Genomic DNA, 15,054 nt, shown 5'->3' on the forward strand with positions numbered 1-15,054 from the left:
GTTCAACCCGTGTTAACTCGCTATCCGCGCATCTTGTCCTAATCGAGGCGGTCCGCAACCCAGTTGCGCAGCAGGTAATTTGCAATCGAGCCGCGCCGCGCCGGCACGATCCCCGGCTCCAGCCCGGCAAAGGCATCGGCGAGCCGCTCGCGGCTGACCCATTGCGCGTCCTCGATTTCGACGGGGTCGATGCTGATCGCCTCGCTCGTCGCCTCACCGCGGCAACCGAGCATCAGCGAGGACGGCCAGGGCCAGGGTTGGCTGGTGAGCAGCGACACGCGGCCGACCTCGATCCCGGTCTCCTCCATCACCTCGCGGCGCACCGCGGCTTCGACCGTCTCGCCCGGCTCGATGAAGCCCGCGAGGCAGGAGTACATCCCCTCGGGCCAGCCCGGAGAGCGGCCCAGAAGGCAGGCGTTGCCGCGGGTGATCAGCATGATGACCACCGGATCGGTGCGCGGGAAATGCGCCGCGCCGCAGGCGCGGCAGACCCGCTGCCAGCCCGCCTGGGTGACATCGGAGGGCTGCCCGCAACGCGCGCAGAAACCATGCGTGTCATGCCAGCCGAGGATCGCCTTGCCGGTGGCGCCAAGCTCGGCATCGCGCGGGGTGAGCGCCATGAGCAGCGTGCGCAGCTCGACGAACCGTGCACCCTCCGGTGCGTCCGGGTGGGTCTGCACGCTCGGGTCGACAAAGCCCTCCTGTTGCGGCGCATCGGGCTCCCAGGCGGAAATGTCATAGGCCAGCACCACCTCGCCCGCCTCACGGCCGAGCAGCACGGGACGCGCCCGCGCCGAGGCGAGCAGCGGGTGGTCCAGCGGCAGGCGCGGCAGCGCGGCGCAGGTCTCTCCGCGCGCCGCGTCATCGGACACCAGCGGCTTGCCGCGCCAGAACACCACGCCGCGCGCGCCGGGGCGCTGCATGCGTTCCGCAAGCGCCGGGATATCGCCCCGCAGCTCCGCCGCGCGGTCGAGCCCCGATCCGCCGAATGTCACCTCTTCCGTCTGCCGCATGCCGCGCCTCCTTCTGGGTGGGCAAGCCATGGCACGCGCCGCGCGGAGTGACAACCGGCGGGCCGCAAGCCACGACTGTGGCAGAAGGAAAGGCGATAGACGCCGTCCCTCGCACCTAGGGCTTGGAGCCCGGAACAGGGCGAGGGGCGCTGCCCCTCGCGCTCCCCGGCGTATTTCGAAAGAGAAGAAGGACAGCACGGCCCCTGCTTCTTCTCTTTGCAAATACGCACCGGGGCATTGCCCCGGCGCGCCGCAGGCGCGGTGCACAGCTCTGCGGCGGGTGTCGCGACGTTACCCGACGCGGCGCCGCCGGTGCGTGCCGCGCCGGAAGAGGAGCGTTGCAAGACTGTCTTGGAGCTGCACTATTCCCCACAGCGACGACACTCGAAGGAGAGCAAGATGCGCAAGCTTCCCCAGACCCCGATCAGCCGCAGAGGCTTTCTCGCCTGCAGCGCCGCGAGTGGTGCACTGATCGCACTGCACCCCTATTCGGCCCGCGCCGCGGCCAATCAGGCACACCTGCGCATCATGGAAACCACCGACCTGCACGTGCACGTCTTCCCCTACGACTATTACGCCGACAAGCCGGTCGATACCGTCGGCCTGTCGCGCACCGCCTCAATCATCGAGGGCATCCGGGCCGAGGCGACCAACGCGCTGCTGGTGGACAACGGCGATTTCCTGCAGGGCAACCCGCTGGGCGATTACATTGCCTACGAGCGCGGCATGAAAGACGGCGACATGCACCCGGTCATCACCGCGATGAACACGCTGGGCTATGACGCGGGCACCATCGGCAACCACGAGTTCAACTACGGTCTTGGCTTCCTAGAAAAATCCATCGGCGGCGCGAACTTCCCCATCGTGCTGGCGAATATCGCCAAGAAACAGGGCGCCACTCCGCGCGAGGATGAGACCCTGTTCAAACCCTACGTGATCCTCGACCGCGAGATCACCGACGGTGCCGGCACGTCCCATCCGATCCGCGTCGGCATCATCGGCTTCACCCCGCCGCAGGTGATGAACTGGGACCGCAAGCACCTCGAGGGCAATGTCCAGGCGCGCGACATCGTCACCACCGCCGAGGCCTGGGTGCCGCAGATGAAGGAAGAGGGTGCCGAGATCATCATCGCGCTGTCGCACTCCGGCATCGGCGCGGCGCAGCGCGAGGATGGGATGGAGAACGCCTCGGTGCCGCTGGCCGCCGTCGAGGGTATCGACGCGCTGATGACCGGGCACAGCCACCTCGTCTTCCCCTCGGCAGATTACGACGGGCAGGATGCCATCGACCTTTCCGCCGGCACGATCCACGGCAAGCCCGCGGTCATGGGCGGGTTCTGGGGCTCGCACATGGGGCTCATCGACCTGCTGCTCGAACGCGACGGCAATGAATGGCGCGTGGTCTCCACCACCTCCGAGGCGCGGCCGATCTACCAGCGCGGCGAGGATCGCAAGGTCACCGCGCTGGTCGAGGACGATCCGGAGGTGCTCGAGTCGATCCGCCCCGAGCACGAGGCGGCGCTGGACTACGTGCGCCGCGCGGTGGGCGAGACCTCGGCGCCGCTCTATTCCTACTTCGCGCTGGTGGCGGATGACCCCTCGGTGCAGATCGTCTCGATCGCGCAGAGCTGGTACATCGAACAGATGATGATGGGCACCGAGTACGAGGGGCTGCCGATCCTTTCTGCGGCGGCCCCCTTCAAGGCCGGCGGCCGCGGCGGGCCGGAGTATTACACCGACGTGCCCGCGGGCCCGGTGGCGATCAAGAACGTCGCCGACCTCTACCTCTATCCCAACACCGTGCGGGCGGTGAAGGTGACCGGCGCGCAGGTGAAGGGCTGGCTGGAACGCTCGGCGGGCATGTTCAACCAGATCGAGCCGGGTGCGACCGACGCGCCGCTGCTCAACACCGACTTCCCGAGCTACAACTTCGACGTGATCGACGGGGTGACCTACCAGATCGACCTGTCGCAGCCGGCGATGTTCGACCGCGAGGGCAACGTGGTGAACGAGGAAACCAACCGGATCGTCAACCTGAGGTACAACGGCGCACCAATCGATCCCGAGGCTGAGTTCATCATCGCCACCAACAACTACCGCGCGACGGGCGGCGGCAGCTTCCCGGGTACCGGCGACACCATCGTCTTCGAGGCGCCGGACACCAACCGCGACGTGATCGTGCGCTACATCGTCGAGCAGGGCACCATCAACCCGAGTGCCGATGACAACTGGAGCTTTGCGCCGATGGAGGGCACCACAGTCCTTTTCGAGACCGGCCCCAAGGCGCGCGACTACATGGAGAGCGTGGCGCTCGACATCGAGGACGCGGGCGACAACGCGGACGGCTACGCCCAGTTCCGCATCAAGCTCTGACCACCGATCGGGGGCGCATCACCGCGCCCCCTTTCCCCTGCACATGCTCTGCCGCTATCTCACCCACCCCCAGATCATCGTCGATCCCGCGCTGGACGTGCCGCGCTGGCACCTGAGCGATGTCGGCAAGGCACGGGTCGCGGCGCTGGCCGGCGGCGAGGCGCTGCGGGGCACCACCCGGATCATCTCGAGCGGCGAGACCAAGGCGCTGGAAACCGCGCAGCCGCTCGCCGAGGCGCTCGGGCTGGCGGTCGAGGTGCGCCCGGCGATGCACGAGAACGACCGCAGCGCGACCGGCTTCCTGCCCCCGACCGAATTCGAGCAGGTGGCCGACCGCTTCTTCGCCGCACCGGAAGACTCCGTGCGCGGCTGGGAACGCGCCGCCGATGCGCAGGCCCGTATCCTCGCGGAGGTGACAACCTGTCTCGCGCAGCCCTGCGACGGCGATGTGCTCTTCGTCGGCCACGGCGGCGTGGGCACGCTGCTCTGGTGCGCGCTGGCAGGCAAGCCGATCAGCCGCGCGCACGATCAGGGACCGGGCGGCGGCGGCAACGTCTTCACCTTCACCTGGACACCGCGCGCGGTGCTCTCGGCCTGGCAGCCGATGGAACGTCTCAGCGCCTGATCACCCCGTCCTCGACCAGCTCGTAATGGCGGATGAGCCGGCTTTCCACGAGGTCCGCCTCCGCCGGGTCGACGTGCGGCCGGGTGTAATCCTCGTCGGTGAAGGCCTTCAGCGAGGCAAGATCGCGCCAGACCATGACCACCGAGAACTCGCGCGGGCTTTCGGGCCGCGCCGCGCCCGGCAGCACCTCGACGATCCCCTCTGTGCGGCGCAGCAGCGGGATCGCCACCTTGTGGAAGAACTCGGCGAATTCCTCTTCCTTGCCCGGCCGGGTCACGACCTGGAAGACGCGCATGATCATCGAACCACCCTCCTTGATACACGGGGTTCCGGGGGTGCCTGCCTGCCTCAAGGGACGCCAGCATAACACGAAATCGCGGCCTCGACATTCCCCCCCGCGGCGGGTCACATGGTGCCGCCCGAACCCGAAAGGCCCGACATGACCACCGCCCTCCCCTTCGCCGCCGTCATCTTCGACCTCGACGGCACGCTCGTCGACAGCGAGAGGGTCGCGCTCGAGGCCGGGCGCCGCGCCTTCCTGCGCTTTGGCGAGACCGTGGCGCCGGGCTTTCTCGAAGCGCTGATCGGGCGCGACCGCAATGCCGTGGCGGCGGCGCTGCTCGAAAGCTACGGACACCTCGACCAGCCGATGCTGGTGCAGGCGATCCGCGAGGAGAGCATCGCCCTGCGCGAAGCCGAGGGGCTGCCGCTGAAACCCGGCGCGGTGCTGCTGATCGAAGAGATCTCGGCGCTCGGCCTGCCCATGGCGGTGGCCACCAGCTCGGGCGCGCAGGAGGCCGAGCGCAAGCTATCCCTCGCCGGGCTGCGCGCGCATTTTGCCGCGGTGATCGCCTTTGACCACGTCGAGAACCCCAAGCCCGCGCCCGACCCCTACCTCCTGGCGGCCGAAGCGCTCGGCCATGCGCCCGAGCTCTGCCTTGCTTTCGAGGACAGCGACACCGGCGCTGCCAGCGCTCGCGCCGCTGGCATGCGCGTGGTGCAGGTGCCCGACATGCTGCCCAGCGACGGCGACCATGCGCACCACCTTGCCGCCTCGCTGATCGAGGGGGCGCTGGCCGCCGGACTGCCGCTGCGCAACAGCCCCGGGATGCCCTCGCCTAAATTTTGATCAATCGGTCAAAATGTAGCAAGCTATGTACGCGACTTCTTCCGATCAGGCCTTCCCACCGCCGCATTTCCGGGCAAACTCGCCGCAAGACGTGAGCAACACGCCGGAAATCCAGGCGGCCCCGGCTGCCACAACACGGAGGAAGACCCCCATGACCCCCCGCGCCTTCGCGCTGGCAGCCACCCTCGTGGCCGCCGCTGCCGCCGCCTCTGCCGAAACCGCCCTGCCCTTCGCGCTCGACTGGAAATTCGAGGGCCCCTCGGCGCCCTATTTCGTCGCCATCGACAAGGGGTATTTCGCCGATGCCGGGCTCGAGGTGGAAATCTCCGCCGGTTCCGGCTCGCTCGACGCCATTCCGAAAGTCGCCACCGGCGCCTTCCCGGTGGGCTTTGCCGACATCAACTCGCTGATCAAGTTCCTCGACCAGAACCCCGGCGCGCCGGTGACCGGGGTGATGATGGTCTACGACAAACCGCCCTTCGCCATCATCGGTCGCAAGTCGCTGGGCGTCGAGGCGCCGAAGGACCTCGAGGGCAAGGTGCTGGGCGCGCCGCCGCCGGATGGCGCCTGGGCGCAGTTCCCGATCTTCGCCGCCGAGAACGACCTCGACACCGATGCGATCACCATCGAGCCGGTCGGCTTCCCCACCCGCGAGCCGATGCTGGCCGAGGGCAAGGTCGCGGCGGTTACTGGCTTTTCGTTCACCTCCTACCTCAACACCGCGCGTCTCGGCGTGGACGAGAGCGACATATCGACCATCCTGATGGCCGACTACGGCGTCGACCTCTACGGCAACGCGATCATCGTCAACACCGACTGGGCCGCTGAGAACGGCGAGCTGCTGAAGGGCTTCCTCGCCGCCGTGGCCGCGGGCTGGAAGGATGCGGTGGCCGATCCCGCCGCTGCGGTGGAAAGCCTCGTGTCGCGCAACCCCGCCTCCGATGCCGAGCTGGAGACCCGGCGCCTGGAACTGGCGCTGGACGCCAACGTGGTCACCGACTGGACGAAGGCGAACGGCTTCGGTCCGATCGACGATGCCCGCATGGACAGCGCCCTGGAGCAGATCAAGCTGACCTACGAGTTCCAGCACGAGCCCGACGCCGCGCTCTACTTCACCGGCGACTACCTGCCCGAGGGCGGCTTCCCGCTCGAGTGAGTCTCTGATCAAGACGCTGACCGAGCCTCTGACCAAGACCCCGCGCCGGGGCGGCCTGCCCGCCCCCGCGCGCATGCAAGGCAAGACATGACCAACCTCATCGAGATCAAGGGCGTGCGCCACGCCTACAAGACCGCCAAAGGCCCGCTGCCGGTGCTCGACGGGCTGGAGCTGTCGGTGCCCGAGGGCGGCTTCGTCGCCGTCGTCGGCCCCTCCGGCTGTGGCAAGTCCACGCTCACCAAGCTGGTCGCCGGCCTGCTCAAGCCGGATGAGGGTGAGGTCTGGCTGCATGGCGAGAAGGTGAAGAGCCCGCGCTCCACCGTCGGCATGGCTTTTCAGAACCCTGTGATGCTGGAATGGCGCTCGATCCTGAAGAACGTCATGCTGCCGCTTGAGATCGTTCCGACCAAGCTGGGCAAGAAAGAGCAAGAAGAGCGCGCCCGCTACCTGCTCGCCCTCGTCGGCCTCGAGGGCTTCGAGGACAAGCGCCCCTCCGAGCTCTCGGGCGGCATGCGTCAGCGCGCCTCGCTCTGCCGCGCCCTCGTGCACTCGCCTGAGGTGCTGATCCTCGACGAGCCCTTCGGCGCGCTCGACGCCTTCACCCGCGAGGATCTCTGGCAGATCATGCATCAGGTGAAAGAAAAAGAGCCCTTCACTGGCGTGCTGATCACCCACGACCTGCGCGAGTCGATCTACCTCGCCGACCAGGTGGTGGTGCTCTCGGGCCGCCCGGCCCGCACCCAGTTCACCCTTGACACCGGGATCAGCGGCGCGCGCGACATCGAGCACCTCTACACGCCGCAGGCCGCCGAGATGCTCGCCACCCTGCGCCACCAGATCGAGATCGCCCAGGGCCGCGCCCCCGCCGGGGCGCCCGCCTGATGCCATCCGCGCGCCCCCTCCCCGCTTCTTCTCTTTCCAAATACGCATATCCCGCCGCCGAAACCCGCGCCTCCGCAGGTCAGGCCGCGCAGCGGAGCCCGACATGACCTTCCGCCAGATCGCCGTCCCCTGCCTCGCCATCGTCATCTTCCTCGCGCTTTGGGAGGCGCTGGTCTGGGTCATGGGCTGGCCCAACTACAAGATGGCCTCGCCCTCAGACCTGCTGCCGGCCTACGAACGCTACTGGAGCCTCTTCCTGACCATGGGTTGGCAGACGCTCTGGCGCACCGTGGTGGGACTGTTGATCGCCGTGGTCTTCGGCACGGCGCTCGGCATGGTGATGGGCTTCTCGCGCACCATGCGCGATGCGCTCTACCCTTTGCTCGTGGGGTTCAACGCCGTGCCCAAGGCGACGGTGGTGCCGATCGTCGCGCTGATGTTCGTCGGCATGCACGACTTCAACACCGTGCTCATCGCCTTCATGATCTCCTTCTTCCCGATCGCCGTCTCGGTCTCGATCGGGCTCTCGACGCTGGAGCCCGAGTATCGCGACATCCTGCGCTCGCTCGGAGCCAGTCAGTCGACGATCTTCTGGAAGATCGCCCTGCCCAAGACCCTGCCGGAGTTCTTCGGCGCGCTGAAGGTGGCGGTGACGCTGGCCTTCATCGGCACCAACCTGATGGAGATCGTCAGCCCGCATGGCCGCGGCCTCGGCGCGCTGTTCGATAGCGGCAAGACCAACTCCGACTACCCGCTGATGTTCGCGGTGCTGATCGCCTTGGCCTTCCTCGGGATCGTGCTCTACTACGTGGTCGTCGCGCTGGAGAAGATCTTCGCCGGCTGGGCCGAGCGTCCGCAGGGCTGAGCCGCGCTCAGCCCTTCTCCATCCGCGCCAGCAGCCAGCCCCGCATGTCCGGGTCCTCGAGCGCATAGCGCCCACGCCCCGGCCGCCAGACCAACTGCCTGTCGCGCAGCGCGTCCAGCGCCTTCTGCACCGCCTGAGCCGAGGTCTTGCGCCCGGCGATTTCCGCGATGCGCCGCACGGTCTTCTCGTGGAAAGGCGCGAAATCCGCACCGTCTCGGATCAGCACCTCCAGAACAGCGCGCTGCAGCACAGTCAGACCGTCGAAATCCGAGCCGTACTGGTCCCAGACCCGCGCCCGGAGTTCGTCCGCCCGCTCCTGAAGCGTGCGCCTCAGGCCGGCGCTTCCCGGCAACCAGGCAGCATGCTGCTGCACCACCTCGACCAGCTTCTCCGGCCGATAGCCGAGCAGGCGGAAGGCCTCGGCCACGTCCTCGGGATCGAGCTTGTTGTCTTCGGCCAGCCGTGGGTTGATCGCCGCCACCAACGCTTCGACATAGGTCCGGCCCAAGGTCGGGAAGGCTTCGACCCGGGCGCCGTAGAAGGGCTGCTGGTTGGTCGAGACCAGCCCCGCCAGCCCGTCGCGGTTCGACCCGGTGCAGAGCACGAAGAGCCGCGCCCCCTCGGGGCGCTGATTCATCGCGTCGCGCGCCGCCTTGAGCGCGAACATCGCGTCCAACCCGGCCTCGGAGGTCACCGCCTGCTGCGCCTCGTCGATGATGAACACAACGTCCGACTTCGCCCGCGATCCGATCTCCAGCAGCGCCTCGGTGAGCGTGAGGCTCCTGCCCTCGGCCACGCCGCCGATCTCGGCCCGCAGCCCGCCGATGGTGATCGCCTTGATCGGCAGGGCGCGCAGCGCGCGCTCCGCCGGGGTCGGCAGCGCGGCGATCTCGGCGGCCAGCGCGTTGGCGATGAGCTGGCCCGGATCGGCCTTGCGGTCGGACCAGAGGTCGACCAGCACCGGATGGTCACCGCGCGCCTTCAGAACCGGCAAAAGGTCGCGGCGCAGGAAGGTGCTCTTGCCGGTGCGCCGCGGCGCCGCCAGCATCAGGCCCGAGGGGCTGCCCATCAGCGGGTCGAGAGACAGCCTCTCGGCAATCGCCTGTGCCAGTTCCTTGCGCGGCACGTAGAATTCGCGCCCGTTCGCATCCGCGCCCATGTGAATGATCCCGTCTCTTTATAGGAACTGTGATAATTCTAGGTAGAACGCCGCTCCGCTCCGGCAAGCAACCTGCCGGCACGCGCCGATTTTATAGCGCCTCGGATATTCTTTGGTAAAACCGCAGGCGCCGCCGCGCATGAAAATCTCTGCCCTCCCCCTTGCGGACCCTGCCCCCAAGGGCCTATATCCCCCGTCGAGAGGTTGGCGCGGGCAGGCGCCTCGCCAACCCGGTCAGGTCCGGAAGGAAGCAGCCGTAACGAGCCCCGCTTGGGTCGTTGTCCAGCCTCTCACCTCTTCCCCACATGAATACCCCGCGGAACGGACACCGCGCGAAGACCGCCTTGGCGCGGGTCGATCTGCGCACATGCCCTGCCGCAAAGAAAAACGCGCCGGAAAGTCCGGCGCGTGTCTTGTCTGATTTGCATGGACCCGGATGCCCGGCTTCAGAAGAGCCCGGCCTCCTTGGCCAGCAGCGCCGCCTGGGTGCGGTTCGACGCGCCGATCTTGCGGTAGAGCGTCTTCACGTGCAGCTTCACCGTCGGCTCGCGGATATCGAGATCGCGGGCGATCTCCTTGTTCGACTTGCCCTGGGTCAGCCCCTCGAGCACTTCCAGCTCGCGCGGCGACAGGCGCTCGGCCATCGGGTGGCTCGGCGTCGCCTCTTCCTGGCGCATGAAGTCCAGCGGCGCGTATTGCTCGCCCATCGCCATGAAGCGCACGGCGTTGACCAGCGACTTGGCCGAAAGCGTCTTGGGCAGGAAGCCGGCGGCCCCGGCCTCGAGCACCTGCTCGGCGACATCGCGGTTCGCGGTGCCCGAGATGATCGCCACCCGGTGCGAGCCTTCGAGCGCGCGCATCTTGTGAAACCCCTCGAGCGCGTTCATGCCCGGCATCGAGTAGTCCAGAAGCACGAGGTCGAACTGCTCACCCGCTTTCACCAGCGCTTCCGCCTCGGAGTAGCTCGCGACGCAAACGGTCTCGAAAGTGCCTTCACCTTCAAGGAAAATCTGGAGCGTGTCCCGCAGAAGGTCGTGGTCGTCTGCGATCAATACGCGGAGCACATTGGCCGATCTGGTTACCACCTGCGCCGCCTGCTGTGCAATCATGATCCGTCTCCCTGCAACCTCACGGCGAATCGCCGAACATCATTTTCTAAACAAATAGCAAAATACGCAGGGGATTGCGGTTAAATTATGGACAAAGGGGGGCGTGTGGCCCGCAAACACCGCGTGACCAAGGGTCACTCCGGCGGTTGAATGCCCTTCTCGCGAGCCAATCCCCGCCACACTGGCTCGACTTCGCGTCTGGCCGCCGCCACGGCAAGGCTGCGGAACTCCGGAAACCTCACTATGGGAGCTCCTATCCTTCCCTACCCGGACGGATAGGGGCCACTCCGATTGCCCCGATACCGCTTTTGTCGCGCATGTGACAGTATTCGCCAAGCTACCAAGGAGTCGCCTTCGATGTTTCGCCTTCCGCCCCTGCGCGCCGTGATTGCTGTTGCTCTCCTCGCCACGCCCCTGGCCGCGGAAGACCTGCCGATCCCTGAAGATACGCCGGTGCTGGTGGTCAGCGGTGCGATCACCAATACCAATGTCGGCGAAACAGCGTCCTTCGACTACGAAATGCTCGAGGGCCTGGAGACGCGCACCTTCACCACCAAGACCATCTGGACCGACGGCGATCAGACCTTCACCGGTGTGCAACTGAGCGATCTGATGGAGCTGGTCGGGGCCGAGGGCAACGAGATCAAGGCGACCGCGATCAACGACTACGCGGTCAACATCCCGCGCGAGGATTGGGTGGACGATGGCCCGATGGTCGCCTTCCTCAACCACGGCGAGAAAATGCCCGTGCGTAACAAGGGCCCGCTCTGGATCGTCTACCCGTTCGACCAGAAGCCCGAGTACCAGACCGAGCAGATTTATTCCCGCGCAATCTGGCAGTTGGACCGCATCATCGTGCTTGACTAGGCCGCGCGGTTCATGCCCTTGGAGGCATGATCAAGGTGAACTTGCCCGACGATACGTCAACCCAGAGCCGAACAACGCTGGTCCAGACGAGCGGTGCTGCGGCCGCGCTTCTGCTCTGTGTCGGGCTCGTCGTCTGGCTCGCCTGGCTCGTCCTGCGCGAGATCGACGACTTCTCGGTCGCCAACTCCGACAACCTGCAATGGAGCCTCGCGCAGGCGGATGTGGAGTTCCTGCAGTTCCGCCTGTCGATGAAGGACGCGCAGGACAATCCGGCCGCAATGGAAGACGTGCGCCGGCGCTTCGACATTTTCTACAGCCGTATGGTGACGATGAGCAGCGGCCGTGTGTTCCACACGCTGCGCGAGTCGGTGCAATCCTCTGCCCCGCGGATGCGGGTTCTGGATTTCCTTGAGAACACGGTGCCGCTGATCGATGGGCCGGACGAGGAGTTCCTCGCCGAACTGCCGGACTTGCTTGAACAGTCCGAACAGGTCACCGCCGACGTCCGGGCGTTCTCGCTTGCGGCGCTTTCGGCCTTTGCCGAGGTTTCGGACGCACGGCGAGAGGGCATCACCGAGCTGATGATCTATATCGCCGCGGTGCTGCTGGCGCTGTTCATCGGCCTGACGTTGCTGGCCTACGCGATGTTCCGGCTGTTCCGCCTCGCGCAGAAGCGCGCCGATGCGCTGCAGTTCGCCAGCACGCGGATGAAGACCATCGTGCAGACCTCTCCCAACGCCATCGTTGTGACCGACGAAGTCGGCGTGGTGCGCGAGTTCAACACCGCCGCCGAGGCGCTCTTCGGCTACACCCGCGCCGAGGCGGTGGGGCGGCTGGCGCTGGAACTCATGGTGCCGGCGGAAACGCTCGCACGGCACCAGTTCGGCGCGCTGGCCTTCCTCGACGAGCACCGCCGGCCGCGCCCCGAGGAGCAGCATTTCGAGATCACGCTGCAGACCCGCGACCTGCACCTCTTCCCGGCGGAGGTTTCCGCCGACCGGGCCGAGGCCGACAACGCGCTCTACGTGTTCTACATCCGCGACATCTCGAACTGGAAAGAGGCCGAGGAGCAGCTCACCGAGGCCCGCGACCGCGCGCTCGCCGGCGAGCGCACCAAATCCGAGTTCCTCGCGGTGATGAGCCACGAAATGCGCACGCCGCTGAACGGTCTTCTCGGCGCGATGCAGCTGATGCGCGACCATAGCCTCAGCCCGCGGCAGGGCGACCTGCTCGACCGGATGCAAAGCTCGGGCCGACTGCTGCTGGAGCTGGTGAACGACGTGCTGGACCTCGCCAAGTTCGAGGCCGGAAAGATGAAGGCCGAGGAGGCCCCCTTCTCGATCAACCGCCTGCTCGACGGGCTGGTCGAGACGGCGCAGCCGCTGGCGCAGACCTATGGCAACGAGCTCAACTGGCGCTGGTGCGGTGTCGAGGGAGGCGGTGCCATCGGCGACGCGCGACGGCTTCGGCAGGTGCTGCTGAACCTCGTGGGCAACGCCCTGAAGTTCACCCGTGACGGCAGCGTCGAGGTCGAGGTGGAATACCTCGACGCGGCGCGGACCGAGGTCGAGTTCCGGGTCATCGACAATGGCATCGGCATCGCCGAGAAGGACCTCGCGCGCATCTTCCAGGATTTCGAGACGCTCGATTCCTCCTACGCCCGCGAAGCCGGCGGCACCGGGCTGGGGCTGGGCATCGCGCGGCGTTTCATGCGCCTGATGGGCGGCGAGATCGGTGCCGAGAGCGAACCCGGCGAAGGCAGCCTGTTCTGGATCCGCGTGCCGCTCACGCCGGTCGCGGACGTCGAGGCGGACCCCGAAGAGCCCCGCGACTGCCCCGGCAAGCCAAAGCGCCCGCTCGACGTGCTGCTCGTCGAGGACAACGAGATCAACCGCTTCATCGTCCGCGAGATGCTCGAGGGCGAAGGCCACTCGGTCACCATTGCCGAGAATGGACAGGCCGGCGTCGATACTGCGGCGCTGCGCCGCTTCGACGCGATCCTGATGGACATCTCGATGCCCATCATGGATGGCACCACCGCCGCCAGCCACATCCGCGGCGGCACCGGCGCCTGCGCAGCTGCGCCGATCATCGCGCTGACGGCCCATGCCTTGCCGGAAGAGCGCGAGCGCTTCCGCAAGGTCGGGATGAGCGCCTGCCTGACCAAACCAATCGAGCGCCCGCTGCTGCTGCGCACGCTGGCGCAGGTGATCTCGGGCGAGATTCCCGCCATCCCGGAAGACGGGCCGCAAGCAGCTTCGGCAGCGCAGGCGAGCGCAGCTGCGCCAGCGGTAACTTCCGCCCCTGCGTCGCAGTCTGACCTGCTGGACGAAGCGCGGCTCGGCGCCTTCCTCTCCGAGGTGCCGCGTGCCGCGGCCGGCAAGTTGCTGGAACGCTTCTTTGCCGAGATGGACCGCAACATCGCGGCATTGGCCGAGACCTCTCCGGAGGATCCCGACCTCGCCCCCGTGGCGCACCAATGCGCCGGATCCTGCGGTCCCTTCGGCGTCGAGGCCCTGCGCCGCGCGCTGGGACGGATCGAAACACAGGTGAAGACCGGCACCCTCCCCGAGCCTGCCGAGCTCGAGGCCCTCGCCGACCTCTGGCAGCAAAGCCGAAGCGCGCTAGAGGCGCGACTCGAAGCCGCCTGATCCGACTTCAGAACTGACCGGGGCCGAGTCGCGCGAACCTCGACTCGGCCCCGCCACGCGGCTCGACGCCGCTTTCCCGCACCAGCTTCGTCACAGTCTTGCCGCGCTCTTCCCGGGCGCGGGGTAGCGCGCCTATCCGAGAGGATAGGACTCTCCCCGCTTGCCCCATCCGGCACCCCTCTGGCGCGGGCGACAGCCTCCCGGGACCACAGGTACAAAAGAGACATCGGACGCCAAGCGCCCAGCCTCGTACCCCTGTTGTTTTTCGATCCTGCCAGTCAGCAGAGAAGGATGCCCGAAGATGCCCCGCTTTTCCGTCGTCATTCCCTGCTTCAACGCCGAAGACACCATTGCAGACACCATCGAGAGCCTGCTCGCCCAGACGGAACAGGACTGGGAGGCGCTCATCATCGACGACGGCTCCAGCGATGACACCCGGCTGATCGCCGCCTCCATGGCCGGGATCGACATGCGCTTCCGCCTGATGAAGAACGACGGCGTCGGTCCGAGCGCGGCGCGGAACATGGCGCTCGCCGAGGCCGACGGCGAGATCATCGCCTTCCTCGATGCCGACGACACCTGGCACCCCGAAAAGCTCGAAATGCTCGACACCTTCTTCGAGGAGGAGAGTGCCGACGCCTGCTTCGGTCGCGTCTACCAGTCCGACGGCCGCACCGTGGGCTCGCTCACCGGCCCCTACGAAGGCACGCTGACGCTGCAGGCGCTGTTCGCCGAAAACCCGGTCTGCACCATGTCGAACCTGGCGATCCGGCTCGAGAGCTTTCTCGCCAGCGGAGGCTTCAACGCGGAGATCAGCCACAATGCCGATCTCGAGTGGCTGGTTCGGCTGATCGGTGACGGTGCCAAGGTGGTCGGCATCGACGCACCACTGGTGACCTACCGCAGCATCGGCGCCGGTCTTTCCTCCGATATCGAAGGCATGAAGGCGGGTCGCGCCATAGCGCTGATCAGCGCCGCGCGCTACGGCTTCCGCAGTGACGCAGGGGACGAGGCCGCCTACCTGCGCCGTCTGCTCTCCCGCGCCCTGCGCCGTGGCGCCCCGGGGATGGACACGCTCCGCCTCGGGCTCTCGGCCCTTGCTGCCACGCCCGGTGGCTGGACCTCGAGCCCGCTGCACGGCCTGCGCGTGCTGAGCACCACGCTGATCGCCGCCGTGCTGCCCCGCGCGCTGCGCAACGCACTGTTCTCTCGCTGAGCCGCCGGA

Annotated in this window: 13 protein-coding genes and 1 other RNA gene; 10 read left to right on the forward strand and 4 right to left on the reverse strand. The window is 67.2% G+C overall.

The window, feature by feature from the left end; genetic code table 11:
* Positions 1–38: 38 nt before the first annotated feature.
* Positions 39–1,013, reverse strand: a complete 975-nt coding sequence (nudC, locus tag BM397_RS14010) for an NAD(+) diphosphatase (RefSeq protein ID WP_092425146.1) — start codon at positions 1,011–1,013, stop codon at positions 39–41.
* Positions 1,014–1,412: 399 nt separating this feature from the next.
* On the opposite strand from nudC, the gene BM397_RS14015 reads away from it, so the two are divergent.
* Together BM397_RS14015 and BM397_RS14020 are read left to right on the forward strand one after the other, a co-directional pair.
* Complete coding sequence (locus BM397_RS14015; RefSeq protein WP_092425144.1) at positions 1,413–3,386, forward strand: bifunctional 2',3'-cyclic-nucleotide 2'-phosphodiesterase/3'-nucleotidase; 1,974 nt, start codon at positions 1,413–1,415, stop codon at positions 3,384–3,386.
* Positions 3,387–3,429: 43 nt separating this feature from the next.
* Positions 3,430–4,011 carry a histidine phosphatase family protein gene (locus tag BM397_RS14020; protein WP_092425142.1) on the forward strand — a complete coding sequence of 194 codons (582 nt, stop codon included), beginning with the start codon at positions 3,430–3,432 and terminating at the stop codon, positions 4,009–4,011.
* Here BM397_RS14020 and BM397_RS14025 read toward each other — a convergent pair.
* Positions 4,001–4,312 carry an antibiotic biosynthesis monooxygenase family protein gene (locus BM397_RS14025; RefSeq protein ID WP_092425140.1) on the reverse strand — a complete coding sequence of 104 codons (312 nt, stop codon included), beginning with the start codon at positions 4,310–4,312 and terminating at the stop codon, positions 4,001–4,003. The two genes, BM397_RS14020 and BM397_RS14025, sit on opposite strands and share 11 nt — an antisense overlap.
* A 138-nt stretch (positions 4,313–4,450) precedes the next feature.
* Here BM397_RS14025 and BM397_RS14030 point away from each other — a divergent pair, with 138 nt between their 5' ends.
* From BM397_RS14030 to BM397_RS14045, 4 genes are all read left to right on the forward strand, one after another.
* Positions 4,451–5,140, forward strand: a complete 690-nt coding sequence (locus BM397_RS14030) for an HAD family hydrolase (protein ID WP_176806659.1) — start codon at positions 4,451–4,453, stop codon at positions 5,138–5,140.
* A gap of 151 nt (positions 5,141–5,291) precedes the next feature.
* The gene (locus BM397_RS14035; protein WP_092425136.1) at positions 5,292–6,296 is read left to right on the forward strand and encodes an ABC transporter substrate-binding protein; all 1,005 of its coding nucleotides are present in this window, start codon (positions 5,292–5,294) and stop codon (positions 6,294–6,296) included.
* Between the two features lie 87 nt (positions 6,297–6,383).
* Positions 6,384–7,178, forward strand: a complete 795-nt coding sequence (locus tag BM397_RS14040; protein ID WP_092425134.1) for an ABC transporter ATP-binding protein — start codon at positions 6,384–6,386, stop codon at positions 7,176–7,178.
* Positions 7,179–7,281: 103 nt separating this feature from the next.
* Entirely contained in the window at positions 7,282–8,043 is a 762-nt protein-coding gene (locus tag BM397_RS14045) for an ABC transporter permease (RefSeq protein WP_092425132.1), read from the forward strand.
* Positions 8,044–8,050: 7 nt separating this feature from the next.
* On the opposite strand, the gene BM397_RS14050 is transcribed toward BM397_RS14045, so the two are convergent.
* A complete protein-coding gene (locus tag BM397_RS14050; RefSeq protein ID WP_092425130.1) occupies positions 8,051–9,202 on the reverse strand; it encodes an ATP-binding protein in 1,152 nt (383 codons plus the stop codon).
* A gap of 198 nt (positions 9,203–9,400) precedes the next feature.
* On the opposite strand from BM397_RS14050, the gene ffs reads away from it, so the two are divergent.
* Positions 9,401–9,497: signal recognition particle sRNA small type (gene ffs / locus BM397_RS14055), an RNA gene on the forward strand.
* Positions 9,498–9,648: 151 nt separating this feature from the next.
* On the opposite strand, the gene BM397_RS14060 is transcribed toward ffs, so the two are convergent.
* A complete protein-coding gene (locus BM397_RS14060) occupies positions 9,649–10,311 on the reverse strand; it encodes a response regulator (RefSeq protein WP_092425128.1) in 663 nt (220 codons plus the stop codon).
* A 357-nt stretch (positions 10,312–10,668) separates the two neighbouring features.
* Here BM397_RS14060 and BM397_RS14065 point away from each other — a divergent pair, with 357 nt between their 5' ends.
* The 3 genes from BM397_RS14065 (at position 10,669) to BM397_RS14075 (ending at position 15,045) form a co-directional block, all read left to right on the forward strand.
* Positions 10,669–11,178 (forward strand): putative pterin-binding protein, encoded by a 510-nt coding sequence (locus BM397_RS14065; protein WP_092425126.1) that lies wholly within the window; start codon positions 10,669–10,671, stop codon positions 11,176–11,178.
* A gap of 26 nt (positions 11,179–11,204) precedes the next feature.
* The gene (locus tag BM397_RS14070; protein WP_092425124.1) at positions 11,205–13,829 is read left to right on the forward strand and encodes a hybrid sensor histidine kinase/response regulator; all 2,625 of its coding nucleotides are present in this window, start codon (positions 11,205–11,207) and stop codon (positions 13,827–13,829) included.
* 301 nt (positions 13,830–14,130) lie between these two features.
* Positions 14,131–15,045, forward strand: a complete 915-nt coding sequence (locus BM397_RS14075) for a glycosyltransferase family 2 protein (protein WP_092425122.1) — start codon at positions 14,131–14,133, stop codon at positions 15,043–15,045.
* The last annotated feature ends 9 nt before the right edge of the window (positions 15,046–15,054 follow it).

The sequence above is a fragment of the Alloyangia pacifica genome, from assembly GCF_900116195.1.
Lineage (GTDB): Bacteria > Pseudomonadota > Alphaproteobacteria > Rhodobacterales > Rhodobacteraceae > Salipiger > Salipiger pacificus.